This window comes from Erythrobacter litoralis (assembly GCF_029760855.1).
Taxonomy (GTDB): domain Bacteria; phylum Pseudomonadota; class Alphaproteobacteria; order Sphingomonadales; family Sphingomonadaceae; genus Qipengyuania; species Qipengyuania litoralis_A.
In genome coordinates, this window is sequence record NZ_SOSI01000001.1 from 282,165 (window position 1) to 306,276 (window position 24,112).

The 24,112-nt window shown below is 61.6% G+C and carries 23 protein-coding genes; 14 read left to right on the forward strand and 9 right to left on the reverse strand.

Annotated elements, in window-relative coordinates:
- The first annotated feature begins 10 nt into the window (after positions 1–10).
- Positions 11–2,158 carry a prolyl oligopeptidase family serine peptidase gene (locus E3U23_RS01285; protein ID WP_279349364.1) on the forward strand — a complete coding sequence of 716 codons (2,148 nt, stop codon included), beginning with the start codon at positions 11–13 and terminating at the stop codon, positions 2,156–2,158.
- Here the strand turns inward: E3U23_RS01285 and E3U23_RS01290 are convergent.
- Positions 2,136–2,876: a Brp/Blh family beta-carotene 15,15'-dioxygenase gene (locus E3U23_RS01290; RefSeq protein ID WP_279349365.1), complete on the reverse strand. Its 741-nt coding sequence runs from the start codon at positions 2,874–2,876 to the stop codon at positions 2,136–2,138. The two genes, E3U23_RS01285 and E3U23_RS01290, sit on opposite strands and share 23 nt — an antisense overlap.
- An 82-nt stretch (positions 2,877–2,958) precedes the next feature.
- Complete coding sequence (locus E3U23_RS01295) at positions 2,959–3,825, reverse strand: bacteriorhodopsin (RefSeq protein ID WP_279349366.1); 867 nt, start codon at positions 3,823–3,825, stop codon at positions 2,959–2,961.
- A 136-nt stretch (positions 3,826–3,961) separates the two neighbouring features.
- Here E3U23_RS01295 and E3U23_RS01300 point away from each other — a divergent pair, with 136 nt between their 5' ends.
- Positions 3,962–5,266 carry a DUF2254 family protein gene (locus E3U23_RS01300; RefSeq protein WP_279349367.1) on the forward strand — a complete coding sequence of 435 codons (1,305 nt, stop codon included), beginning with the start codon at positions 3,962–3,964 and terminating at the stop codon, positions 5,264–5,266.
- The gene (locus E3U23_RS01305; protein WP_279349368.1) at positions 5,260–6,573 is read left to right on the forward strand and encodes a DUF2254 domain-containing protein; all 1,314 of its coding nucleotides are present in this window, start codon (positions 5,260–5,262) and stop codon (positions 6,571–6,573) included. Before E3U23_RS01300 ends, E3U23_RS01305 begins: the two co-directional genes overlap by 7 nt.
- Here E3U23_RS01305 and E3U23_RS01310 read toward each other — a convergent pair.
- Positions 6,551–7,468, reverse strand: coding sequence for a DMT family transporter (locus E3U23_RS01310; protein WP_279349369.1), 918 nt, complete (start codon positions 7,466–7,468; stop codon positions 6,551–6,553). The two genes, E3U23_RS01305 and E3U23_RS01310, sit on opposite strands and share 23 nt — an antisense overlap.
- Positions 7,469–7,523: 55 nt before the next feature.
- Here E3U23_RS01310 and E3U23_RS01315 point away from each other — a divergent pair, with 55 nt between their 5' ends.
- A complete protein-coding gene (locus E3U23_RS01315) occupies positions 7,524–8,636 on the forward strand; it encodes an alkene reductase (RefSeq protein WP_279349370.1) in 1,113 nt (370 codons plus the stop codon).
- Positions 8,637–8,663: 27 nt separating this feature from the next.
- Here the strand turns inward: E3U23_RS01315 and E3U23_RS01320 are convergent, their stop codons facing one another.
- Complete coding sequence (locus E3U23_RS01320; RefSeq protein ID WP_279349371.1) at positions 8,664–8,966, reverse strand: hypothetical protein; 303 nt, start codon at positions 8,964–8,966, stop codon at positions 8,664–8,666.
- A complete protein-coding gene (gene lipB, locus E3U23_RS01325) occupies positions 8,963–9,631 on the reverse strand; it encodes a lipoyl(octanoyl) transferase LipB (RefSeq protein WP_279349372.1) in 669 nt (222 codons plus the stop codon). The genes E3U23_RS01320 and lipB overlap by 4 nt, the downstream gene beginning before the upstream one ends.
- A 68-nt stretch (positions 9,632–9,699) precedes the next feature.
- Here lipB and E3U23_RS01330 point away from each other — a divergent pair, with 68 nt between their 5' ends.
- Complete coding sequence (locus E3U23_RS01330) at positions 9,700–10,545, forward strand: hypothetical protein (protein ID WP_279349373.1); 846 nt, start codon at positions 9,700–9,702, stop codon at positions 10,543–10,545.
- Here E3U23_RS01330 and E3U23_RS01335 read toward each other — a convergent pair.
- Positions 10,542–11,177 (reverse strand): class I SAM-dependent methyltransferase, encoded by a 636-nt coding sequence (locus E3U23_RS01335; protein ID WP_279349374.1) that lies wholly within the window; start codon positions 11,175–11,177, stop codon positions 10,542–10,544. The genes E3U23_RS01330 and E3U23_RS01335 overlap by 4 nt on opposite strands.
- A 95-nt stretch (positions 11,178–11,272) precedes the next feature.
- Between E3U23_RS01335 and E3U23_RS01340 the strand changes: the two genes are divergently transcribed.
- Positions 11,273–12,637: an MFS transporter gene (locus E3U23_RS01340; RefSeq protein WP_279349375.1), complete on the forward strand. Its 1,365-nt coding sequence runs from the start codon at positions 11,273–11,275 to the stop codon at positions 12,635–12,637.
- Here E3U23_RS01340 and E3U23_RS01345 read toward each other — a convergent pair.
- The 3 genes from E3U23_RS01345 to E3U23_RS01355 all read right to left on the reverse strand — a co-directional run bounded on the left by E3U23_RS01345 (position 12,634) and on the right by E3U23_RS01355 (position 14,387).
- Positions 12,634–12,978 (reverse strand): arsenate reductase family protein, encoded by a 345-nt coding sequence (locus E3U23_RS01345; protein ID WP_279349376.1) that lies wholly within the window; start codon positions 12,976–12,978, stop codon positions 12,634–12,636. The two genes, E3U23_RS01340 and E3U23_RS01345, sit on opposite strands and share 4 nt — an antisense overlap.
- A gap of 65 nt (positions 12,979–13,043) precedes the next feature.
- The gene (locus tag E3U23_RS01350) at positions 13,044–13,589 is read right to left on the reverse strand and encodes a (2Fe-2S)-binding protein (protein WP_279349377.1); all 546 of its coding nucleotides are present in this window, start codon (positions 13,587–13,589) and stop codon (positions 13,044–13,046) included.
- 33 nt (positions 13,590–13,622) lie between these two features.
- On the reverse strand, positions 13,623–14,387 hold the full coding sequence (locus tag E3U23_RS01355) for a class II aldolase/adducin family protein (protein ID WP_279349378.1): 765 nt from the start codon (positions 14,385–14,387) through the stop codon (positions 13,623–13,625).
- A 110-nt stretch (positions 14,388–14,497) separates the two neighbouring features.
- Between E3U23_RS01355 and E3U23_RS01360 the strand changes: the two genes are divergently transcribed.
- The 8 genes from E3U23_RS01360 to E3U23_RS01395 all read left to right on the forward strand — a co-directional run bounded on the left by E3U23_RS01360 (position 14,498) and on the right by E3U23_RS01395 (position 24,090).
- Positions 14,498–15,865 carry an MATE family efflux transporter gene (locus E3U23_RS01360; RefSeq protein ID WP_279349379.1) on the forward strand — a complete coding sequence of 456 codons (1,368 nt, stop codon included), beginning with the start codon at positions 14,498–14,500 and terminating at the stop codon, positions 15,863–15,865.
- 46 nt (positions 15,866–15,911) lie between these two features.
- The gene (locus tag E3U23_RS01365) at positions 15,912–18,302 is read left to right on the forward strand and encodes a chemotaxis protein CheA (protein ID WP_279349380.1); all 2,391 of its coding nucleotides are present in this window, start codon (positions 15,912–15,914) and stop codon (positions 18,300–18,302) included.
- On the forward strand, positions 18,299–18,733 hold the full coding sequence (locus E3U23_RS01370; RefSeq protein WP_279349381.1) for a chemotaxis protein CheW: 435 nt from the start codon (positions 18,299–18,301) through the stop codon (positions 18,731–18,733). The genes E3U23_RS01365 and E3U23_RS01370 overlap by 4 nt, the downstream gene beginning before the upstream one ends.
- Positions 18,734–18,789: 56 nt before the next feature.
- On the forward strand, positions 18,790–19,155 hold the full coding sequence (locus E3U23_RS01375; protein WP_279349382.1) for a response regulator: 366 nt from the start codon (positions 18,790–18,792) through the stop codon (positions 19,153–19,155).
- Between the two features lie 14 nt (positions 19,156–19,169).
- Positions 19,170–20,255 (forward strand): chemotaxis-specific protein-glutamate methyltransferase CheB, encoded by a 1,086-nt coding sequence (gene cheB, locus E3U23_RS01380; protein WP_279349384.1) that lies wholly within the window; start codon positions 19,170–19,172, stop codon positions 20,253–20,255.
- Entirely contained in the window at positions 20,252–21,100 is an 849-nt protein-coding gene (locus tag E3U23_RS01385; protein ID WP_279349385.1) for a CheR family methyltransferase, read from the forward strand. The genes cheB and E3U23_RS01385 overlap by 4 nt, the downstream gene beginning before the upstream one ends.
- A gap of 110 nt (positions 21,101–21,210) precedes the next feature.
- Positions 21,211–22,722: a putative bifunctional diguanylate cyclase/phosphodiesterase gene (locus tag E3U23_RS01390; RefSeq protein ID WP_279349386.1), complete on the forward strand. Its 1,512-nt coding sequence runs from the start codon at positions 21,211–21,213 to the stop codon at positions 22,720–22,722.
- A gap of 39 nt (positions 22,723–22,761) precedes the next feature.
- Positions 22,762–24,090, forward strand: a complete 1,329-nt coding sequence (locus tag E3U23_RS01395; RefSeq protein ID WP_279349387.1) for a methyl-accepting chemotaxis protein — start codon at positions 22,762–22,764, stop codon at positions 24,088–24,090.
- Positions 24,091–24,112 lie beyond the last annotated feature (22 nt).

Here is a 24,112-nt window from a genome sequence, read left to right on the forward strand (position 1 = left end):
CGGAGGGATTATGACGGTCGCACGTTTCGCATTCACCACGGCGCTGGCGCTGGCCGCCATGCCGCTCGCCGCACAGCAGACGGATGCGGAAGGCCCGTATCTGTGGCTTGAAGAGATCAAGGGTGAGCGTGCGCTCGAACAGGTCGAGCAATGGAACGCCGAGACCGAGGCGGTGCTGACGAAGGCGCCGGAATATCCCATCGCGCAGGCGTGGGCGAAACAGATCCTCGACGACGATCGCCAGATCGCGATGCCCGATGCCGTATATGGCGACCGTGTGCTGAACCTGTGGCGCGATGCCGACAATCCGCGGGGGCTGTGGCGCACCGCCAGCCTCGACAGCTATCTTTCCGGCGAACCGGAATGGCGCACGCTGATCGATGTCGATGCACTTGGCGAACAGGAAGGCGAGAGCTGGGTTTGGCACGGTGCAAATTGTCTCGCGCCTGAATATATCCGCTGCCTCATCTCATTGAGCCCTGGAGGCACCGATGCCGATACGGTACGCGAGTTCGACATCACGACCGGAGCCTTCGTAAGGGATGGCTTCACCTTGCCCGCCGCGAAGTCGAACGTGGCGTGGTACAACGAGAACACGCTGTTTGTCGGCACCGACGAAGGGGACGGCAGTCTGACCGAGTCCGGCTATCCCCGTTTCGTCAAGCTATGGCAGCGCGGCACGCCGTTCGCGCAGGCGAAACTGGTGGCGCAAGGCGAAGCGTCCGACGTTTCGGTGAACGGCTTCTCGGTGCTCGACGGGGATACGCGTTGGCACCTCGTCAATCGCAGTCCGAGCTTCTTTACCAACGAACTTTCGCTGGTGCGCGACGACGGGTCGACCGTCGCGTTGCCCCTGCCGGACGATGCGACGTTCGAGGACGTGCTCGACGGCAAGCTGATCGCGCTTCTGAATTCGCCCCTCGGCGAGGCTCCGGCAGGCAGTCTTGTCGCATGGTCGCTGGCCGACATCGCAGCGGGCCGGACACCTTCCCCCTCGATGGTGTTGAACCCGAGCGAGAGCCAGGCGATCGAGGAGGTCGCATCCTCCGACAGCAAGCTGTGGGTCAAGCTGCTCGACGACGTATCCGGCAAGCTGATCGAACTTACGCCATTTGCAGACGGCTGGACCGAGCGCGCGATCGACCTGCCGGGCAACAGCACCCTCTCTCTCGCCGCGACCGCGACGAACAGCGACATGGCGTTCGTGACGGTTGAAGGCATGCTGACCCCGCCGACGCTGTATGCCGTCGGGCAGAACGGCGCGCCGCGCGTCGTCGCGAGCGAACCTGCGCAGTTCGATGCGTCGAAGTTCGAAGTGGAGCAGCGGTTCGCGACCTCGAAGGACGGGACGAAGGTCCCGTATTACCTCGTCCGGCCCAACGATGCGGAAGGCCCGCTCGCTACGCTGATCCATGCCTATGGCGGTTTCCGCGCGGCGCAGACGCCGAAATATCTGACCGCCGAACCGTATCGCAGCGGCCCGCTCGGTCTGTTCTGGCTTGAAGAGGGCAACAGCTACGTCCTTGCCAATATTCGTGGCGGCGGGGAATACGGTCCGCGCTGGCATGAGGAAGCCTTGCGCGAAAAGCGTCAGAACGCCTTCGACGATTTCCATGCGGTGGCCGAAGACCTGATCGCCGCAGATCTTGCAAAACCGCAGGCTATCGGCATTTCCGGTCGCTCGAACGGCGGCGCATTGGTCGGCGCGCTCGCGAACCAGCGGCCCGATCTTTATGCGGCGGTCATTTCCGGCAGCCCGCTCGACGATATGTGGCGTTTCAACAAGCTGCTCGCCGGGGCATCGTGGATGGGCGAATACGGCAATCCCGATGTGCCGGAAGACTGGGCGTTCATGCGCGAATGGTCGCCCTATCAGAACCTGAAGGCGGCCGAAGGCTATCCCGCGACGTTCTACTACCTCTCCACGCTCGACGATCGAGTGCATCCGGGCCACGCCCGCAAGATGGCGGCGAAGCACGAGGCGCTTGGCCAAACCGTTTATTACCACGAATATCGCGAAGGCGGCCATTCGGTCGGCGCGGACCATGCCGAGGATGCGAAGCGGGCGGCGCTGCTGCTGGCTTTTCTCAACCGCGAATTGCTTGGGGAAGGCCAAGACACCGAAACGGCGGTAGCTAGCGCTCCAGCCGCTCCGTAAGCATGTGCGGGGTGGCCATGCCGAAAGCCAAGGCAACCGCATAAGGCAAGGCGAGCAACCCGCTGGTCACTAGCCCCATGATCGCCGCCGCGCCCACGGTGGCGATCGCACTCGGAATGGCGACGGCACGGATTACAGCGCTTCGGCCATAGGCTGCGATCTGGCGTTGCTGCACCGGTACGGCGTGGGCGACGAGAAAGACGAGCCCCACCGCTAGTACGGGATGGAGCAACACCGTGGCGGTGAGAGCGACGATCGCATGGCCGAAGCCGCGCCTCGATTTCAGCAAGGCCATGGCCGCACATACGGCGCCACCACCGCCGATCACCGCCAGCAAGCGGATGAAGGCGGAGGGGACCGCGTCGTTCGTCACGAACTCGAAGATCGACAGCGTTTCGCTTTGCCGGAATAGCGCACTGCCGCCCACGGCGAGCCCGGCGATGGCATAGCGGGTGATCGGGGCAAGCGCGCAGTCGCTGCGCGCGAAATGCCAGGCGGACAAGGCGAGAAACAGCACCAGCCCACTGAGGGGTTCGACAAGGAACAGGCCCGCCACGGCTGTACCCGCAACAAGGTAAGCTGCCGCGTGGGTTACAGTGATGCGCGCGATGCGGCCGTCGTTCTCGTCGCCTGCACCATGCGCCAATCCCAGGACGAAGAACAGCAATCCTGCCGCCGTCGACCAGCTTGGTCCGGCGATCTGAGCGGTGATCGCCACAAGTATCGCGCCCCACGAAAGAAGGGCCGCGGCATCGTGCCACGGCCCCTTTCTCGGTAGAGGAAAAACCTCCCGCAAGCGGTCAGTCTCCGCGCTTGGACGCCACTGCCGAACCGAGCGGCGAGGTTTCCAGAGCCTCGGCTGCCGGCACATAGCCTTCCAGCGCGCTGCGACGCAGGACGTAGCGGCTGAGGATCAGGCCGTAGATCAGTTTCGACGAGATGTCGGCGATAGAGAACAAGAGCTGTCGGATGACGACGATGTCGCCGTTCTGACCGAGCTGCGGCAGGGCGTAGGCGATGGGATAGATGCCCCAGGTCGCAAGGAAGTACCACCAGATGTTCTTCGGCCACGGCTTCAGTTCCGCCGGGCTGTTGGACACGCCAGCCGAAATCACGCCGCGCACTTCGAGGATCAGCCATACGAAGAAGACAGTCGAGATGACACCCCAGATGTTGAGACGAGAGTAGTCGCCCGTCTCGCCGAACTGGCCGTAAAGCCCGGTCCAGATCATCAGGACCGCCGGGATGATCATGCGCAGCGACCGTTTGTGCAATTCCGGTCGCGGTAGGCCGAACGCGATAGCAAGCTGGGTCAGCAGGATCGGGACGGTGATCGTCCAGTTCCCATATCTAAAGGCGTTGGTGAAGCTCGTATTTTCGGCCAGCGGCGCATAGACCGTGCCGACGAGCGCATAACTTTCCTGCCACAGATTGGCTTCACGTAGCAGGCTGAGGCCCGCCGAAGCCATGACCACCGCCGACATGATCGGCACGATGCGGTAACGCGGCGCAAGCTGGAACGACATAAGTACGAAGAACAACAGGAACGCGAAATGCGCGCCATAGCTGACCATGAGGATCAACGATCCGGTCGTATACTGCCCCGGTGTAAGCGCAACGAGGTTCTCGATGCTGCCGAATTGCTCGGCAATTGAAGGTAAGACCATCACGGTATCCTTTTATAATGGTTGCTCACCTTCTGCCTTCCCCACCAAAGGCTGTTGGGCTTGGGTGCGCTGCAACCAAATGGACCGTCGCAGGTTAGGTTCCTTTGTAACCGTCGGTTAAGGGGCGAGCGCGACTGTGAATAACAATCCCATAACCGGCCTGACAGGCTGGATCGCACATCGCCTGACGGTCAATTACTGGTCGCTCGCACTTGGCGCTGTGATCGCTTCGCCGCTGTTCTTCTTCGCGACGCTCGCTTTCGACCGGGATAGCGCAACCGACTGGTTGCTTCGCGAAGATCTGGCGCCCGTCGCGACCGCCGATACGGCGCGCGATCTGGCGGGCGTTGTCGCAGGAATCGATGCGGCGTTCATCACGCTGTATTTCTCGATCTCGCTGCTGGTTCTGACCATAGCCGCTGGCAATCTCGGCGTCCGACTGGTTGACCGCTGGCTTGCGAAGAAGCTGGTCCGGATCTCCATCGCGGGCCTGTCGTTCACGCTGATCTATGCCGTGTTGACTATGGCGGCGATCGATCCCGATGCGGAACTGGCAGATACGCCGCTGTTCTGTTTCGCGCTCACCATCTTCTTCCTGCTGGTCAATATCGCGATGTTGGCCGTTGCCCTTCATGATCTCGGGCGTACGATTTTCGTCGACAAGGAAATCGACCAGTTGGCGGCGGACGCGAAGCCGATCTCGGTCGAAGTCGAAGGACAAAGGCCGTTTTCAGGTACGTTTGCACAAACCATCCTCGCTCCGAAGGATGGCTATGTCGAAGGCATCGAACTCGATAAACTGGAAAAGCATTTAGCCGACCTGCCGGGCGCGGTGCGCGTATGCGTGGCCCCCGGACAGCATGTGTTCGAAAACCAGACCATCGCAATGCTGGAAAACGAATGCTCCAATCCGGATTTCGTTCGGGAATGCATTCCTATCGGAAATTTCCGCAGCGACAATCAGGGCACGGTTTTCCAGATCCGGCTGCTGGTCGAGATCGCGGCCCGCGCCATGTCGCCTGCGGTGAACGATTTCTGGACTGCCATGGTGGCCGCCGATGCCATTTGCGAGGTTCTCCAAGGCCATCGCGGCAACTGGATCGACGAACTGCAGATCCCCGTGCGTTGCGGTAAGCGCGCCATAGAGTTGCCGGGCCAGGATTTCCGTGGCCTGTTCGAAGACCCGCTTGCCGAGTTCCGGCAGGCGGCGGCCGATTATCCTTCGGTTTCGATCCGCATGATCGGCAATATCGCGCGGATGATTACGCAATTGCATGTCGTGGGCTGCCCTGCCGGCCTTCGCGGCTTCCTGCGGGATTATGCCGAACAATTAGCCAATCATGCACAGGCGCGGGCACAAACCGGCAAGGATCGGGAAGACATTGGGGCGGCATTCGCTAATGTCGATCGGATGATGATGGAACCTGCCACACGATGCTGACCAAACTCTGGCACTTCTGGAAGACGGTCAATGCATCCTATTGGTTCTACCCCGCCCTGTTCACGGTTGCGGCAGTGTCCGCCGCCCTTTTCACCATCTGGCTCGATCGCAACGGATACGCGCAGTTTCTGAACGACGTCTCATGGTTGCAGCCGGCCCGCCCCGAAGGTGCATCGAACATGCTGACCGTCATCGCCGGCTCGATGATCGGCGTCGCTTCCACGGTCTTCTCCATCACGATTGCCGCGGTCGCCTATGCCAGCGGCAATTACGGTCCGCGCCTGCTGACCAATTTCATGGAGAACCGCGGCAATCAGCTCAGCCTCGCGACCTTCATCGGAACCTTCGCCTTCGCAATCACCGTACTGCGCGTGGTGCGGGCAGAGGACGAATCCTCCTTCCTCGTGGACGAGAATGCGCTGCCGGGTTTCGTACCCCAGCTTTCGCTGCTGGTGGCTTATGTCCTTGCGGCACTCTCCGTGGCGGTCCTGGTTTACTTCCTCAATCATATCCCCGCCTCGATCCGCATCAACACCGTGCTCGAAGGCATCGGATCGCGGCTTTTGAAGGATATCGAACGCGATTTTCCCGATGCGAACGACGGCGAAGCCAACAGCAACAGCCCGCAAGGCACACCGATCATCTGCGACGGCACCGGTTACGTTCAGATCATTACTTTCCGCGAGCTGGAACAGCTGGCGATCAAGGAAAACGGAATGCTGAAGCTGGCCGTGCGCACCGGCGACTTCGTCCATCCCGACGTTCCGCTCGCCTATTGGGCGGAAATGGACGCGTTCGAGAATACGCCGGACGACGCGGTGCGCGCCTGCTTTACATTGGGCAGCATGCGCACACCGAACCAGGATATGGAATTCCTGATCGACGAATTGGTGGAGATTGCCCTCCGCGCCTTGTCTCCGGGTATCAACGATCCGTTCACGGCCATTACCGCAATCCACTGGCTCGGCGCGGCGACCGCCGAACTCGCTCGCAGGAAGCTGATCCGCACCTACGCGAAGGAAGGCGACGAACCGCGCGTGCAACTGCTCGACAACGATTTCGAGCATTACGTCAATCGCGGGTTCGGCGCGGTTCGCGGCGGGGTCGCCACCAATCGGATCGCCTCACAGGTCGCCTTCGATACGATGCTCGATGCGGCCACGACTCTTGACGACGAGTCCCGGCGGGCACTGATCGCTCGCGAGGCACTGCAACTTATGCGTCAGGCGCGCGAGGAACTGGTCGGCCCGGAACTCGAAGAGGTCGAGGCCCGATATCAAACCTTCAAGACGAAGATCGCGCGCTAGGCAGCGGCTTCGCCGTACGCGCCAGCATCAACGCGCCGCCCACCAATGCCATGCCGATAACGTCCAGCGGCGTCAGCGTTTCGCGAAAGGCCAGCCAGCCTACACACGCGGCGATAGCAGGCTGGGTCAGCAACGCCATGCCGATGATGAGCGGCGGGAAGTGCTTCAGGGAATAGACGAGCAAGCCCTGCCCGATAAGCTGGCTCGAAATCGCAAGAGCGACGACCGGCTTCCACCCAGCAGCGCCCGGCCACACCGGCTCGCCAAGCAATAGCGCGATGGCCAGAAGCACCGGCGCGGCCGAGACACAGACCAGCAGCAGTACACTCCATTGTCCAAGGGTAGCGCGAGCGCGCTGGGCCGGCAGGAGGTAGAAGGCGTAGAACAGGCCCGCGAGCAGGCAGAACAGATCGCCGACTAACGTCGTCGTGGATATATCGAGGCTCTCGCCGAGAAGGATCGCCCCGCCCGCCACTGCTGCGGCGATCGCCGCCGCTTCCTTCGCGCTCGGCGCCTGTCGCATCGCGATGACGCCCCACACCATCAGGATCACGCTGCCCGAATTGCCGAACAGGGTCGCATTGCCCAACCGCGTCCGCTCTATTCCGACATGCCAGCTGGCAAGATCGAATGCGAAGAAGACGCCGGCTGCAATCACCATCAGCAGGATCCGGCGGTCCATCCGGCCTGGGCTGCGCGCGCGCCAAGCAAGCAATGCGAGGAGCGGGATCGGGAGGAGCAGTCGCCAGAATCCGGCGGATACCGGCCCCGTATCCGTCAGCCGGACCAGCCACGGGCCGAGCGCCAGCGCCGCGTTTCCGCCGAGCAATGCGGCAAAGTGCCAAGCGTTCGCCTGAAAGCCGTTCTTGCCAGCCGTGCCGCTTGTCTCGCTCATGCCCGCGCCCTAGCTCTTGGCAATATTCGCGTCACAGAAAAAGGACCGCGCCCCCATGCACGATACGCTTTTCGAGCCCCTGACCCTTGGCGATATCGAGACCAAGAACCGTATTTTCATGGCTCCGCTCACCCGTGGCCGCTCGACCCAGCCCGGTTCCGTGTCGAACGATATGATGGCTACCTATTACCGCCAGCGGGCAGGCGCGGGACTGATCATCAGCGAGGCAACGGGTATCAGCATCGAAGGCCTCGGCTGGCCTGCGGCCCCCGGCATCTGGTCCGACGCGCAGACTGACGGCTGGAAGCCAGTGACCGAAGCGGTGCACGAAGAGGGCGGCAAAATCGTGCTCCAGATGTGGCACATGGGCCGCCTCGTCCATCCCGACTTCCTCGAAGGCGCACCCCCCGTTTCCGCCAGCGCGACCTGCGCGCCCGGTCATGCGCACACCTTCGAGGGCCGCAAGGACTACCAACCGGCGCGCGCGCTCGAGAAGGACGAGATCGCGCGGGTGGTCGACGATTATCGCAAGGCTGCCGAGAACGCCAAGAAGGCAGGCTTCGACGGCGTGCAGCTTCACGGCGCGAACGGCTATCTGGTCGATCAATTCCTGCGCGACAGCACCAATCTGCGCGAGGACGAATATGGCGGCAGTCCGGAGAACCGCACCCGCTTCCTGCGCGAGGTGCTGGAAGCCCTGATCGGCGTCTGGGGAGCGGGCCGTGTCGGCGTGCGCCTGTCGCCCAATGGGGAAACGCAAGGGTGTGACGATAGCGATCCGGCGACGACCTTCAGCGCAGCTGCACAGGTGGTGCAGGACCTCGATCTCGCCTTTCTCGAACTGCGCGAACCGGGCCCGGAAGGCACCTTCGGCAGCACCGACGTCCCGAAGCAGAGCCCGATGATCCGCGACATCTACAAAGGCCCGCTGGTGCTCAACAGCGACTACTCGCCCGAACAGGCGGTGGACGACATCCGTTCGGGCCGATGCGATGCGATCAGCTGGGGGCGGGATTTCATCTCGAATCCCGACCTGCCGGAACGCTTCCGCCGCGAGGCAGCGCTGCAACCGAATGTCGACGTTCCGAAGAGCTGGTATCTTCCCGGCCCGGAAGGCTACATCGATTACCCGACGCTCGACGAAGAAAAGCAGGCAGCTGCCGGATAACGATCCCCACGCTTCCGCCCGAAGGTATTACTCTTCGGGCGTTTCTTCGGAAACCGGTTCGGCGATAGGGGCCTCGTCGCTGGCAGTTGCCGCATCGGTGCCGTCAGCCGAGGCCTCGTTCGGCACCGGCTCATCGCCGCTTCCGGGCGTCGCGGCGGGCGAAGCATTCTGCGGTACGACAATCGTATCGAGTGGAAGCATTGCGTCGCTGATCGTGCCTTCCAGCACTTCGCCTTTCGCGCCGCCGCCTTCCTCGACGGGGGGCGGCTGCGTTTCTCCCTGGCACGCGCCGAGGGCCATGACGATAGTCGGAATCAGAAGCCGTCTCATGGCAGGTCGCTCTTTCCTTCGAGGGCGGCGAGGAAATCGCCGAACCGCACCGCCAATGCCGCATCGACTGCGCCCGGCGCAAGCTCCACGCCCAATTTCGAAAGGCTGGTGACGCCGAATTCCTCAATCCCGCAGGGCACGATTCCTGCGAAATGCGACAGGTCGGGCGATACGTTGATCGAAAAACCGTGCATCGTCACCCAGCGACGAACCCGGACCCCGATCGCCCCGATCTTTGCTTCGCGACCGTCCACATCGCGCGTCCAGATGCCGATCCGGCCTTCGCTTCGCCAGCTTTTGACGCCCAGTTCGCCGAGCGCCGCAATGACCCAGCCTTCCACCGCATGGACGAAGCAGCGCACATCGCGACCGCGCTCCTTCAGATCGAGCATAAGATAGCCAACCCTCTGGCCCGGCCCGTGATAGGTGTAGCGCCCGCCGCGCCCGGCTTCGATCACTTCGAACCGGGGATCGAGCAGTTCGGCCCCGTTGGCGCTGGTGCCCGCCGTGTAGACCGGCGGGTGTTCGAGCAGCCAGACGAGCTCGCGTGCCTCGTTCGCCGCAATAGCGCGGTTCCGCCCGTCCATCGCGGCCAACGCTTCGCGATACGGTACGAGTGCATTGTCGGCGCGCCATTCGACCGATTGTGTGAGCGTTTGGGACATCGCCCATTGCGTGGCGTCTGCCGACGCGCTTATCAAGGGCGCCCGCTTTCCAACAACAAAGAGCCCCGATGAAATTCGACCTCGACACTGCATGGCGGGACACGCGCCGTTACCTCACCGAGAATACCGGACTCCTCGCGACCATGTCGGGGATCTTCGTGTTCTTGCCCTACGCAGCGATGCTGATCCTGATGCCCCTTGTCGCTGAAATGCCTGAGGTTCCGGAAGGCGCGAGCTTCGATATCGCGATGGAGGCGCTCAGCGCGTTCTATAGCCAGGTCTGGTGGATGTTCCTTTTGGTCTCGATCATCGTGACTATCGGGCAATTGGCGATGCTCGCACTTATCGGGCGCAGGCCCCACCCCACCGTGGGCGATGCGATACGCATCGGCGGGAAGGCAATCCTGCCTGCGTGGATCGCGTTCATCCTGCAGTCGCTCGGCGTCAATTTCGTGATGTTGCTGGTGCTGTTCGTGGCCAGCGCGACCGGCTCGCCGCCCGTTCTGTTCTTTGGCGGGGTCGTGGCGTTCGCGCTGGCGATCTACCTGACGACGCGGTTTTCATTGGTCCTGCCCATCGCGTCGATCGAAGGCGGCGTGAACCCGATCCAGCTCCTGACGAATTCGTGGAAGCGCACCAAGGGTCATGCATTGCGCCTGCTCGGCTTTTACGTGCTGATGGCCGTGGCCGCGATCGTCGTCGCGCTGGTCTTCACCATGATCACTGGAGCGATCCTGGCATTGTTCGGGGCGGTGATCGCAGAGACGGTCGGCATCATCATATCGGCCGCGGTCATCGCTGCGCTCATCGTTTTGTTCACCGCGGTGCTTGCCGCCGTGCATCTGCAATTGGGGCGCCTGTCGCGATCCGGCGGGGTTCGCGGATCGACCACAGCTCCGCAGGACGATTTCTAGGTCTTCGGTTCTTTCCAGCCCCAGAACAGCTGGCAGGGCGGCACGTTCAGGGCTTCGAACCCGTTATCGATCCGCTCGAAATTGCGCGCCATGTAGCTGCGCGCTTTGGCCGAGAACTGGTACACCAGAAACGCGCCGCCGGGGCGGATCACACGGTAGGTCGCATCTGCGATCGCTGGGCCGACGCCCTCGGGCAAAGTCGAGAACGGCAGGCCCGAAAGCACATAGTCCGCATGCTCGTGACCATGCGCCGCAACGATATCTTCCACATCGGCGGCCGAACCCAGCACGGCGTGGAAGCGGCTGTCGCGGTAATGCTGCTTGAGATAATCGATATACAGCGGATTGGTATCGATGACGATCAGCGCCCCGTCGCGCGGCAGGCGGTCGAGCACAGGCTGACAGAACGTGCCGACGCCCGGCCCGTATTCGACGAACAGCTTGCAGTTCGCCCAGTCGACCGGCGCCAGCATCTTCTCGATCGTGAAGCGCGAGGACGGGATAATCGAGCCCACCATGCGCGGATGTTCGACGAAACCGCGGAAGAATACGCCCCACTGGCCGAAGAATCGCGCCGCTTTCTGCTTTAGATTGGGCTGCTCGATAGCCTGCGCACCGCGATGTCCGGTCAAAACTGATACCCTTGCCGATGTGTTGGGAAAGACAAGGGTTTTACAGTCTGCCCAAGGCATTGCAAGCGTGCGGCGTCGGGCGTAGCGGAAGGGCCATGGCCGACATCGAGCCCATCGCGGACACCGCCGCCCGCACGCCGCCTGCGCAAAAGGCGATCCCGAACGGGCGCATGGTGCTGTTGTTCGCCGTCATGTTGACGACAGCGGCCGGGAACACAGCGATGCAATCGGTGATGCCTTCCATCGGGACGGCGTTGCAGATCGACGATGTGTGGATCAGTCTCGCCTATAGCTGGTCGGCCTTGCTGTGGGTCGTATGCGCCCCCTTCTGGGCCAAACGGTCCGATCAGCGCGGGCGAAAGGCCATGATGGCGCTCGGCCTGCTCGGCTTCGTCGTCAGCTTTTCTCTCTGCGGCTTTACCTTGTGGCTGGGGCTTGGCGGATACCTTCCGGCTGCCTTCGCCCTATGCCTGTTTGCCGCCGCCCGCAGCCTATACGGCGGGTTCGGCAGTGCGGCACCGCCTGCCGTCCAAGCCTACGTCGCCAGCCGCACGCCGCGCGCCGAACGCACCCAGGCGCTGTCTCTCATCGCCTCGAGTTTCGGTCTTGGCACCGTGATCGGCCCCGCGCTCGCCCCGCTGATGGTGCTGCCCTTCCTCGGCCTGACCGGACCGTTCCTGATCTTCGCCCTCATCGGGATCGCCACTCTCATCGCCCTGCGGATGCGACTGCCCAATGACGAGCCGAGCTTCCCGGCACGCGGGACCGCCTACGATGCGCCCTATTCCGGCAGCCCGACCGCCGAGCCCGGCAACGTACCGAACGAAGACGACGAGGATGCCGAGATTCCCGGCGGGCCGCACAAGCTGCGCTGGTTCGAAGCGCGCCTGCGGCCGTGGGTCGTGTGCGGCCTGATCGGAGGCCATGCACAAGCCATGGTCCTCGGGATCGCGGGCTTCCTTGTGCTCGACCGCCTCGGTCTGCGGGCAACGCCTGCGGAAGGGACCGGACCGGTCGGCCTCGTGTTGATGGCGGGCGCCCTTGCCACCCTGCTCGCGCAATGGGGTCTGATCCCGCGCCTCGACCTTGGTCCGCGCGCCGCCACCTTATCTGGCATTGCGACGGCGGCCGTGGGGGTCGCCATGCTCGGCGTAGCGAGCGACATTTACCTTATTGCCCTGAGCTTCGCGGTCGCATCGCTAGGCTTCGGCCTGTTCCGCCCGGGTTCGACATCGGGCACCTCTCTGGCGGTCACGCGCGCCGAACAGGGTCAGGCTTCGGGGATTACGGCCTCTGTCGCGGGAGCAAGCTATATATACGCTCCCGCCCTCGGCGTGTGGCTATACAACCACTCCGATTTCCTCGGCTTCGGTCTTATCATTGCGCTGTGCCTCATCGTGTTCGCGTACGGCGCGCTGACCCTGCAGAGCGATGCGAAATTGACGCAGGATCGCGGCTAGAGGATCTCCAGCACCCGGTCTTGCGGCCGGCACAGGCGCACGCCCTTCTCGGTTTCGACCAACGGCCGCTCGATAAGGATCGGATCGGAAACCATCGCCTCAAGAATGGCGTCGGCGTTGGCTTGCGGCAAACCGCGCTCCTCCGCATCGGTCCCGCGCAAGCGCAGTCCATCCTTCGGAGCGATCCCGGCGTCGGCATAAAGCTGCGCCAGCTTCTCACGGGTTGGCGGGCGCTTCAGATATTCGATCACTTCCAGATCGATCCCGGAAAGGTTTTCGAGGATCGCCAGTGTCTTGCGCGAAGTGCCACATTTGGGGTTGTGCCAGATCGTCGCCTTCATCGTCCTGTCTCCTTCACGAACATTCTTACCCGGCAGATTTGAACGAACCGATTAGCGCGTTCGTCTTACGGGTTCGATGGCGTTTGCAGCGCCGGCACTTCGCCCGCCGCATCTTCCGCGCTGATGCCGGGTGCGGGGGCGGCACTGATCCGCTCCTGCCGGTTAGCGACGCGCCCCGCCCGTTCGATTGCGCGAACGAGGCGCGGATAGACACCGCAGCGACAGATATTGGGGATTGCCGCCTTGATCTCCGCCTCGCCCGGCGAACCGTTGTTCGCGAGCAAGGCCGCCGCCGCCATGACGATACCGGGCGTGCAGAACCCGCATTGCACGGCCTGCTCCGCCACCATTGCCTGCTGCACGGGGTGCGAGCGATCGCCGCTTAGTCCCTCGATCGTGGTGACGTAGCGCCCTTCGGCCTCCTCGATCGTCACGAGGCAGGACCGCAGGGCCTGCCCGTCAATTAACACCATGCACGATCCGCAATCGCCATTGCCACACCCGAACTTCGTGCCGGTGAGGTTTGCGGCATCGCGCAGCGCCCATAACAAGGGCGTATCGGGCTCCATCAGGAATTCGACCGGACGGTCGTTCACGATCAGGCGGGACATGGACGGCGCCCTCGCGCGGTTGCGTCTCTAAGTCTAGCTCTTCCAGCTATCGTCAATTTTCGAGACGCGGCGCTTCCACGCTTCAAAATCGAGTACGCCGGCCCCGCCCTGCGACGCCATGACGGCAAGGTCGCGCTGGTGAGTATCGATTACATCCTGCTGTACGACGTTCGGCTCGCCCTGACTCAAAGTTGCGATCTGGATTTCGCAAGCCCGTTGTAATGCCCACATCTTCACGAACATGCCGGGAATGGTCTTGTCCATCACGACAGGTCCGTGATTGCGCAGCATCAGGATCGACTTGCGGCCAAGATTCTCGACCAGCCGTTCGCCTTCCTCGGCCCGCACGGTGACGCCTTCGAAATCGTGATAGCCGATCTGTCCCTGGAAATTGCAGGCGTAGAAGCTGATCGGGAGCAGCCCGTCCTTATGGCTGCACACCGCCATCGTGGCGGTCGTGTGCACGTGGCAGATAGCGTTCGCCCGATCGCCCAGTTCGCGGTGGAAATGCGCATGCTGGGTAAAGCCCGCCTTGTTTACCATGTATTGCGACTGGCCGACATTGTTTCCCTCGACGTCGATCTTTACGAGGTTCGATGCCGTCACCTCGTCATAGAGCAAGCCGAAAGGATTGATGAGAAATACGTCCTTCTCACCCGGCACGGCGACCGAGATGTGATTGTAGATGCTCTCGCCCCAGCCAAGGTGATCGAAGATGCGATAAAGCGCGGCGAGATCCTGGCGGACCTGCCATTCCTCGTCGCTGCATTCGAATTGCGGTTTGATCTGCGTGGCCATCGGTGTCTCTCCTTTGCACTGCTTATCGCACGGACCGGCGCACGGTCGCAAGCGAGGCCGCGCTATTCGGCGCTAGGCAAGCGCGGCGCGGCCCGCTAGCGCCCGCAGCAATGAGCGAGACGGCCAAACTGACCAGCGGAAGCATCCGCGGCCATCTCGTCACGCAGACGGCACCGATGGTGCTCGGCGTCGCGGCGATCATGTCGGTCGGCCTGATCGATGCCTACTTCATCGGCCAGCTCGGTGCGCAGGAACTTGCCGCCGTCGCCTTCATCTTCCCTATCACCATCGCGCTTTCCAGCCTCGGCGTTGGCGTGATGGTCGGCATCAATTCTGTCATCGCCCGCGCATTGGGCGAAGGCGACCGGGACCGGGCGGAACGGCGCGCCAATTTCGGAGCGGTCTTCGCGCTCGCCAGCGGCTTGGTAATGGGCGCCCTGCTCTATCTCCTGCTCGATCCGCTGTTCCGGCTGATGCAGGCATCGGATGCGCTGCTGCCGCTGATCCGGGAATACATGCAGCCCTATGCGCTCGGCCTTCCGATCCTGCTTCTGCAGATGGGGTTGAACGGCGTGCTGCGCGGACAGGGCGAGGCACGCAAGACTTCCATTGTTTCCATTACCTATGCCGCCGCGAACTGGGTGCTGGACCCGCTGCTGATCACCGGCGCCTTTGGCTTCGACGGGTTCGGGATCGCCGGCGCGGCCTATGCGACTGTGGCGGGCTTCGCCATCGCCATCCTTGTTGCGCTCTATCTGATCCGCGGTTCGCAATTGTCGATCAATCCCGCCGCAATCCGCAACAGTAATTTCGGCGATTCCAGTGCCGCCATCCTGCGCGTGGCCGGTCCCGCCGCCTTTTCCAACGCCATCAACCCCATCGGACTTTCTGTGCTTACCGCTTTGCTGGCAAGCCAGGGCGAGGCTGCGGTCGCCGGGTTCGGTGCCGCGGGCCGGCTGCAAAGTTTCGCAACTGTCCCCCTGCTCGGCCTTTCCGGTTCGATCGGCGCTATCGTCGGTCAGAACTGGGGCGCCAGGCAATACGACCGGGCGCGGCGCGCCATGTTCGAGGCGGGTCTGTTCTGCGTTGGCTACGGCCTAGTTACCGCCGTCATCCTGTTCTTCACGGGCAACTGGTTCGCGCGGTTCTTTACCGAGGACCCCGCGGTAGTCGATCAGTTCTCTCGCTATCTCGCGATTGCGGTTTGGGGCTATGCGGGGTTCGGCCTGCTCATCACGGCAAACGGCGCGCTCAACGCGGTCGACAAGGCCGGCTGGGCTCTGGCGCAAAGCGCGGCGCGGGTGTTCCTCGTCATGCTGCCGTTCGGGTGGCTACTGAGAGGCGGTTGGGGCGCAGAAGCGATCTATGCCGCCGAACTCGTCGCCAACCTGATAGGCGGGGCGGTGGCCGCGGCGATCGTATGGCGCGTGCTGAAACCGGACCGCGACAGCTCGGGTGCGCTCAAAACCAATACTTAACCATCGCCTGACATAAAGCCCACAGTCGACGAGGGCCGAGGACACGATGGACGACCTGCTGGCGGAATTTATCGCCGAAACCCGCGAGATGCTGGAAGCGAGCGGCAGCGAGCTGGTCGCATGGGAAGCCGATCCGACCGACCGCGCGCGTATCGATACGATCTTCCGGTTCGTCCATACCGTCAAAGGCAATTGCGGCTTCTTCGACTTTCCCGCACTCGAACAGTTGAGCCACGGGGCCGAGGACGCACTTGCCGAATGCCGCGCCGGACATCGGGAGCCTGACAGAGCCTTGGTGGACGCCGTTCTCGCTATCATCGACCGGATCGGCGAAATGACCGACGCGATGGAGCGCGGCGAAGCGCTCGACGAGAGTACCGATCGGGACCGCGCGCTCCTCGCCGCCCTCGCTACCGACGGCGAAGTCGTCGAACCTGCCGCCTGCATGACCCAAGCGGAACATTCAACCTCGCCTTCCTCCTTCTGCCAAGGGAGCGAGGAGGCGGGTTCGCGTCACACGCCCGCCGTCCAGCGATCCATCCGCCTGCCGGTCGAACTGCTCGACGAGGTGATGAAAGGCGTGTCCGACATGGTTCTGGCGCGAAACGACCTCGCGCGGCGCCTGCGCGAAGCGGGCGAACAGCCAACTATCGACGGTCCCTTCGAGCGTCTCTCGACGATCCTCGCCGATGTGCGCAATTCGATCACGCGCATGCGGATGCAGAGGCTCGACCATCTGTTCGGCTCGCTGCCCCGTCTGGTCCGCGATCTCTCGAACGAGCTCGGCAAGCAGGTGTTGGTAGATTGTGAGGGCGGCGAAGTCGAACTCGACCGCGAAATGGTCGATATGGTGCGCGACCCCCTTACCCATGTTATCCGCAATGCCATCGATCACGGCATCGAATTGCCTTCCGAACGGCTCGAAAAGGGAAAGCGGGAGATCGGCCTGCTGACATTCGCAGCGCGTCAATCGGGCAATCAGATACAGCTCGTAATCAGCGACGACGGGAAGGGTTTGGATACAACGCGTCTGGGCGAAAAGGCAGTCGCGGCGGGGGTCTGCGGGAAACAAGAATTCGATGCGATGAGCGAAGATCAGCGCAATCAACTGATATTCGCGCCCGGTTTATCGACGGCAGATACCGTCAGCGCAGTCTCTGGACGCGGCGTTGGCATGGATGTGGTCCGGGCGAACATCGAGAAGGTCGGCGGATCGATCGGCGTCACGAGTACCCCCGGATCCGGCACCGTCATTACACTCAAGCTGCCCCTTACGCTCAGCATCATCGCCGCGCTGACGGTCCGTTCCGGTCAGGAAACCTATGCTATCCCACAAAGCTTCGTCGAAGAGATCGTGTTCGGTGGCGGCGAGAACGTGGAGTTTGCAAGGGCAGGCTCGAAAACGCTGGTCACCTTCCGGGGCAAACGCATCCCCTGCGTGTCGCTCGCTGCAATGCTATACGGTAGCGAACCGGAGACTGTGAACTGGCGTGAACAGACCCTCGTTCTCATCCGATTGCCGGGCGATCGGATTTTCGCCTTGGCAGTCGATAGCGTGCTCGACCACGAAGACGTGGTCGTAAAACCGATCGCACCCGTCATCATGGCTTCGAAGCTTTACGCGGGCACGACGTTACTTGACGATGGCCGCCCGATGATGCTTCTCGACGTAGCATCGATGGCAACACGCAGCGATTTCGTTTCCGCGCTCGGCAACGGAACAAGCGAGCCTGCGGAAAGCGCGATCGACGAACCGAAACTCGCAATCCCACTCATGCTATTTGTGGCTGGTGACGGCTCGCGACGCGCCATTCGCCTCGATCTGGTACGACGTATCGAAACCGTCCTTCTGGATGCTGTTTCGGTGGTGAACGGTTTTGCCCAGGTAGTTGTCGATGGCGCAATCCTTCCATTGGAAGGATACGACGCTGCTTTGACTTCAGCGGAAAAGTGCCGTTTGCTACGCTTGTCCGACGGTAGCGCCGAAGTCGCCTACGCTGTGCGCCAAGTCGTCGACACGCTCGACTTTACCGGCACCGTGATGCCGGTTCGGTCCGACCCGGACTTGGAAGGCCAGGGTTTGATAGAAGGTCGCCCGGTCGGCATAGTAAATGGGTTCTCGCTCTTTGCCCGCTACGGCTCATTCGGATCAAACCGACCCCTTATCTGCCGCATTCCCGAGAATGACGAATGGGCGCGAGCCATTCTCATGCCGCTTCTTGAACAGGTCGGCTTTTCTGTCGCGACAGACCGTTCGGACGACATTCCCGATCTCGCAATTTCCATCGAAGGCACCGAGGAAGAAGATGTCGACGCCTGTCATAGGATCAGACTCCGAAACGCGCCGGGTCAGACCGAGCATGGAGAAATTTTCAGGTATGATCGCGAAGCGATCTTGGCGGCGCTGGAGCGCGTCAGGCAGGAGCGCGCGGCATGAGTGATCTCTTGCTTGTCTGCCGGATTGCAGGACAGCGTATTGCGCTTCCCGCAATGCAGGTACAATCGGTCATCGAAATCGGACAGGTGACGCCCATACCCGGAACGCCGAACTGGGTTCGCGGCCTGACCACTCTTCGTAGCCAAGCGTTGACAGTGATCGACTGCGCTGACGCCATCGGCTTAACACCGACCGAATTAAGCTGCGATCAGCGTGCAGCCGTGATGGATATCGGTGGTCACCCCTATGCCCTGCTGCTCGACGAGGCGGAGGAGGTAAGCGAAGCGCGTAGTCCGGTTCGCAACGTCCCGGGAGGTTTCGGAGATGACTGGGCCAGGGTCGCTCTAGGTATGGTCGAAACAGACGGCGAGCCTGCCTTGCTGCTCGATATCGAAGCAATCATCGATCCCGAACGATCGGTCGCGGCTTAAGCAAACAGTTACATATGCACGATAAAACCGACGTTAAATCAATGGGAACCGCATCCATGAAGACGTGCCTGATTATCGACGATTCGAGAGTGATCCGTAAGGTGTCTCGCCATATCCTGGAATCGCTCGGTTTCACGGTCGAGGAGGCCGAAAACGGCAAGGAAGGCCTCGATCGCTGCATGCAGGCGATGCCCAACGTGATCCTGCTCGACTGGAACATGCCAGTGATGACAGGTATCGAATTTATCACCCGGTTGCGTCAGTGCGATGGCGGTGACCGGCCCAAGGTGGTCTTCTGCACCACCGAGAACGACGTCGCCCATATTCGCGAAGCCATCAGCGCGGGTGCCGACGAATATGTGATGAAGCCGTTCGATCACGAAACGTTGCAGGTCAAACTGCAGCTCGTCGGAATGGCCTGACCGAGCCCTGCGGGATGAACGCCGTCTCCTTTCACGGGCTGACACCCAAATCTGCGGCTCCGCCGGATGCGGCACCCATCAAGGTCCTGTTGATCGATGACTCCCTGACGGTCAGGACTGTTTTTTCCCGGATGCTCGGCCGCGAGCCGGATATGGTTGTCGTCGCCGGTGCAGGAACGGCCGAACTCGGGCTGAAAGAACTTGAACGATCACACATCGATGTGGTCCTGCTTGATTTGGAAATGCCGGGAATGGGCGGTCTGAAGGCGCTTCCGCTCATCCTCGCTCGCGCGCCTTCTGCAAAAGTCCTCGTAATTTCCTCGCTCACGGCAAACGGCGCGGAGCATACTGTGTCTGCCCTGCGAATGGGTGCTGCCGATACCATGCTCAAGCCCCGCCCCGGGGGTTTCGACGAAACGTATCGCGACACTCTGCTTGGAAAAATCAGGGCTTTAAGGGGCGGTAAAGCGCAGTCATCGGCGCCCCAATTTCCATCTGGTCAGGCTGCCGGCAAACGGAAGCGCCCGGAGGTTGTCGCGATTGGAGCCTCGACGGGCGGCATTCACGCTCTCAATCAGCTTCTCGGCAATCTGCCTGCATCGTTCGATTTGCCTATCCTGATCACGCAGCATCTGCCTGCAAGCTTCATCCCTGTGTTTGCCAAACAGATGGAATCAGCCTGTGGGCGCCTGGCCGTCATGGCCGATGACGGTATCGAGATCGCACGCGGTACTCTCGTGATTGCGCCGGGCCACGGTCACATGGTCGTGCGAAAGACGGGTGGACGCTGCGTAGCAGGTCTTTCCTATCATCCGGTCAAAAGCGGCTGCATGCCCTCCGTCGATCCGATGTTCGAAAGTCTTGCCTCGGCCTATGATGGAAACGTCGCCGGCGTCTTGCTTTCCGGCATGGGCCGTGATGGAACCGATGGTGCGCAAGCCATCCATGCCGCAGGCGGCACGCTTTTCGCGCAGGATGCGGAAAGTTGCGCGGTATGGGGGATGCCGCGGGCGGTGACCGAAGCCGGGATTGCCACAGCCGTCTGTCCGCCTGGGGAACTGGCTCGCGAAATCGTTTCGAGCATCGGAGCGACTGTGTGACCGAAGACGATGCTTCGCACCGTATCATCGCCGACCTCCTCGCAGCACGTACCGGACAACAGCTGACCGAGAGCCGGCGGTGGCGAGTATCGACCGCGCTCTCCGGGTTGTTTCGTGAACTCGGCATCGAGAATGTCGACCAGCTCGCCTGTTTGCTGGAGCGACCGGGCGACTTTCAGTTGGCGACCCGTGTGGTCGAAGCGCTGCTCAATCACGAGACCTATTTTTTTCGCGATCACGCGTATTTCGACGTTCTCGAGAAAAGCGTCATTCCCGAATTGGCTGACCGCAGGTCTGAAGACCGGCGTCTGAGGATATGGTCGGCCGGCTGTTCGACCGGGCAGGAAGTACTCAGCCTCGCGATGATCTTTGCTCAGGATACCGCACGCTGGGCGGACTGGGACATACAGATCCTTGGCACCGACATTTCCGCGAAAGCCATCGCAGCAGCACAGCGTGCGCGATATTCACAGTTCGAAATCCAGCGTGGGATTGCCGTGACGCAGATGATCACCTTCTTTGCAGAAGATGGCGGCGGATGGCAGGCGACGGACTCGATCCGCAAATTCGCGCGCTATGCGCAGCATTCGGTTCTCGATTATCCGCCGATGCCGAGTGATTTCGACCTCGTTCTTTGCCGTAACGTTCTTCTATATTTCGATACCACGACACGGCGCATGGCATTCGACCGTCTCGCTTCTGCGGTTCGAAATGACGGATTGTTGATGCTGGGTGCCGGGGAAACGGTAATCGGACAGACCGATCGGTTCGAACCTGCAGAATGCGGTTCGGGCCTGTATCGCCCCACGACCTTGGCTCCGCGAACAGCCCTTCGAGTGGCCTGAAAGGCGGCCGGAGTTCGCGAAGTTTACGTGTTTTTAGGATCAAAAGATTAGCGTGTTCGGAAAGGCATGCGAGCGGCATCGGCCTTGGAGGAACCGCGGTGAAAGTAAGGATGATTGATAATCGCCTGTTCCGGCGCGTCGTCATTCTCGGATCGCTCGCCCTTCTTCAAATGATATTCCTTACGACCGTTAGCCTTTCGGTCTTCATAGCCCCTGAAAGCACAACTCATACGCCGCACACCCTGTTCGCAGGTTTGGCGTTTTTCACCGCGGTGACTATTAGTCTCGGAACGCTCTCGCTGCGCTACTTCCGCGGTCTGGAAAAGCTTTCGCTGCACGACGGACTGACAGCTCTGCCAAACCGGAGGGCCTTGCTCGATCGATTTCGGCAGTCCCGTTCCGATACGAGCGAAACCGGCATTGCCCTTCTGAACCTTGATAACTTCAAACTCATCAACGAAAACCACGGACACCGAACGGGCGATGAGGCTCTTCTAGCGGCGGCCCATATCGTGCGGGACGTTTGTGGTCCGGAGGTAGAGATTTATCGTCTCGGCGGGGATGAATTCGCGCTGATCCTGAAAGGCTCGCTGTCGGGAACTTTGCTCGAAGGCCATTGTCGGCGTATCGTCGAATACCTTACGAAGCCCGTCCAGATTGCAAATGTTCAATTGTTGATGGGCGCAAGCATCGGCCTCGCATCCTGCCGCGGCGAAAATTGTTCGGCCTCGGAACTGCTGCGCCGCGCCGACATGGCGATGGCCGCTTCGAAGCGCGGCGGGAAGATGCGCTGCACATGGTACAGTGCCAGCCTCGATCGCAACCGCGAAGAAATGCGCAGACTCGACGACGATCTGCGCCGCGCACTTACCGAAAACGAATTCCGGCTCGTGTACCAACCACTGGTATCCAGTGAAGACCGGCGCGTCGTATCGGTCGAATGTCTGCTCCGCTGGGACCGCCCTGCCGGACCCATCGGCCCGCATATTTTCATTCCCGCAGCGGAACAGTCCGGCTTCATCAACGCGATCGGGTTATGGGTCCTGCGACAGGCGTGCCGCGATGCCCTGGCATGGAAAGACATCACGCTTTCGGTCAACATATCGGCGGCGCAGCTCCGCAATCCGGAATTCCCCGTACAACTCGGTTACATTCTGGAAGAAACCGGTTTCGATGCCGACCGGCTCGAACTGGAAATTACGGAAACCTGCCTCGTTCTCGATCCAGTAATTGCGGAACGCAATCTTGCGCTAATCCGGCAATTCGGAGTGCGCATCGCGCTCGACGATTTCGGGACCGGCTATGCTTCGATCGGTTTTCTGCGCCAGTTCCGCTTCGAAAAACTCAAAATCGATCGCAGCCTCGTGGTTCAGGCGAGCGAGGACGAAGGGAGCCGAGCGATGATGCTTTCCAGCATCGCCGTGGCTCGCGCAATGAAAATGGGCGTAACGGCCGAAGGGGTCGAAACCGAAGAACAGGCCGCGATGGTCCGGGCTGCCGGTTGCGATCAGATACAGGGGTGGCTTTATTACAGGGCCATGCCGGCACAAGAAATTGCACAATATCTCACCTCAAAAGCGAACTCGACCACGTCGAGCGATCAAGGAATTCGGGCCGCCTGACCCTGCGCGTCCCAATTTGATTAGGCTAGGAAAGACGAAATGATGACCGGTACCGCCCAAAGCCTTTCGGAAGAAATTGCCCAGGTCGAGATTGAGGCGACCCGGGAACGCGTCCGCGGATCGGCTGTTCGCGAATGGCTGCTTGGAAAGACGCTTGTCGAAAAGACCTGGCTGGTCGCAGGGTTCGGTATCGCGGGAACCATACTTGTCGCCTCGGCTGCCGTTAACGCGATCAGCAATCCGACGCCCTTCTCGAAGGGACTGGTAATTACGATAACGGCGGCATCGGTCTTTATCAGCATCTTCAGTGTTCGCACTATCGTGCGCGACGTGATCGAACCGTTCACCCAAATCATGCAAGAAATGCGACGCCTTTCCGCAGGCCACAGGGATATCGCAATTACCGGAACAGACCGGCCGGATGAAATCGGCGAGCTTGCCCGCGCTCTCGAAGTCTTTCTTCGCTCGGGCATCAAGCTGGACGAGTTGTTTGCTTCTCGTCAGGCGTCCGCTGAGGAAAGTCGCGCGCGACTGCTGAGTTTGGCCTCGGAATTCGACGCCCGTATCGGGGAAGTGGTCGGCTCCGTGGCAGCGGCTTCCAGCGAGTTGAAAGCGACTGCCTCGACCATGTCCGCAGCGGCGAATCAGGCGGCGCAGCAGGCATCCGGGGTCGCAGAGGCGATGAATACAGCGACCGGCGGCGTAACCGCAGCTGCTGCCGCATCGGACGAGTTCGCCATGTCGATCGGTGAAATCAGCCGCCAGGCAGCGCAATCCGCCGAATTGGCACGCAAGGCTTCAGACGACGCCGAAAATGCCGATACCACCATATCTTCCCTTTCGAATTCAGCCGAGCAGGTTGGAGAGATCGTGGAACTCATCCATTCGATTGCCCAGCGAACGAACCTTCTGGCGCTCAACGCCTCGATCGAAGCCGCCCGCGGCGGCGAAGCCGGGCGGGGTTTTGCCGTGGTTGCCAGCGAAGTGAAGGAACTCGCTGCTCAGACCAGCCGTGCGACGGACGACATCGCCGCGCAGGTTCGCAACATGCAGAATTCGACCGGCAACAGCGTGAAGGCCCTGCGCGCAATCGGGGATCAAATCCGCCAGCTCGAAACCGCCAGCATCTCGATTGCCAGTGCGGTGGATCAGCAATCCGTAGCGGGCCAGGATCTTGCACGTAGCATCGATCTCGCTGCGCGGAGCAGCGACGAGGTGGCAGCGCATGTCGGCGATATGCGCAGCGCCAGTCTCGCGACCGGAAGCGCCGCTTCTCAGGTTCTGGATTCTGCGCGCGGGCTCGAAGATCAGGCTTCCGTGCTGCGCTCCAAAGTGGACGACTTTTTACAGCATATCCGCGCCGCCTGATCGGCGACGCGAATACATCGTG

Coding starts and splice junctions, on each gene's coding strand:
- E3U23_RS01295 (WP_279349366.1), bottom strand. CDS start 3,825: ATGGTCTTACCTTCAATTGCCGAGCAATTCGGCAGCATCGAGAACCTC.
- E3U23_RS01365 (WP_279349380.1), top strand. CDS start 15,912: ATGGACGACCTGCTGGCGGAATTTATCGCCGAAACCCGCGAGATGCTG.
- E3U23_RS01360 (WP_279349379.1), top strand. CDS start 14,498: ATGAGCGAGACGGCCAAACTGACCAGCGGAAGCATCCGCGGCCATCTC.
- E3U23_RS01355 (WP_279349378.1), bottom strand. CDS start 14,387: ATGGCCACGCAGATCAAACCGCAATTCGAATGCAGCGACGAGGAATGG.
- E3U23_RS01390 (WP_279349386.1), top strand. CDS start 21,211: ATGATTGATAATCGCCTGTTCCGGCGCGTCGTCATTCTCGGATCGCTC.
- E3U23_RS01375 (WP_279349382.1), top strand. CDS start 18,790: ATGAAGACGTGCCTGATTATCGACGATTCGAGAGTGATCCGTAAGGTG.
- E3U23_RS01345 (WP_279349376.1), bottom strand. CDS start 12,978: ATGAAGGCGACGATCTGGCACAACCCCAAATGTGGCACTTCGCGCAAG.
- E3U23_RS01370 (WP_279349381.1), top strand. CDS start 18,299: ATGAGTGATCTCTTGCTTGTCTGCCGGATTGCAGGACAGCGTATTGCG.
- cheB (WP_279349384.1), top strand. CDS start 19,170: ATGAACGCCGTCTCCTTTCACGGGCTGACACCCAAATCTGCGGCTCCG.
- E3U23_RS01305 (WP_279349368.1), top strand. CDS start 5,260: ATGCTGACCAAACTCTGGCACTTCTGGAAGACGGTCAATGCATCCTAT.
- E3U23_RS01330 (WP_279349373.1), top strand. CDS start 9,700: ATGAAATTCGACCTCGACACTGCATGGCGGGACACGCGCCGTTACCTC.
- E3U23_RS01350 (WP_279349377.1), bottom strand. CDS start 13,589: ATGTCCCGCCTGATCGTGAACGACCGTCCGGTCGAATTCCTGATGGAG.
- lipB (WP_279349372.1), bottom strand. CDS start 9,631: ATGTCCCAAACGCTCACACAATCGGTCGAATGGCGCGCCGACAATGCA.
- E3U23_RS01285 (WP_279349364.1), top strand. CDS start 11: ATGACGGTCGCACGTTTCGCATTCACCACGGCGCTGGCGCTGGCCGCC.
- E3U23_RS01315 (WP_279349370.1), top strand. CDS start 7,524: ATGCACGATACGCTTTTCGAGCCCCTGACCCTTGGCGATATCGAGACC.
- E3U23_RS01320 (WP_279349371.1), bottom strand. CDS start 8,966: ATGAGACGGCTTCTGATTCCGACTATCGTCATGGCCCTCGGCGCGTGC.
- E3U23_RS01395 (WP_279349387.1), top strand. CDS start 22,762: ATGATGACCGGTACCGCCCAAAGCCTTTCGGAAGAAATTGCCCAGGTC.
- E3U23_RS01310 (WP_279349369.1), bottom strand. CDS start 7,468: ATGAGCGAGACAAGCGGCACGGCTGGCAAGAACGGCTTTCAGGCGAAC.
- E3U23_RS01340 (WP_279349375.1), top strand. CDS start 11,273: ATGGCCGACATCGAGCCCATCGCGGACACCGCCGCCCGCACGCCGCCT.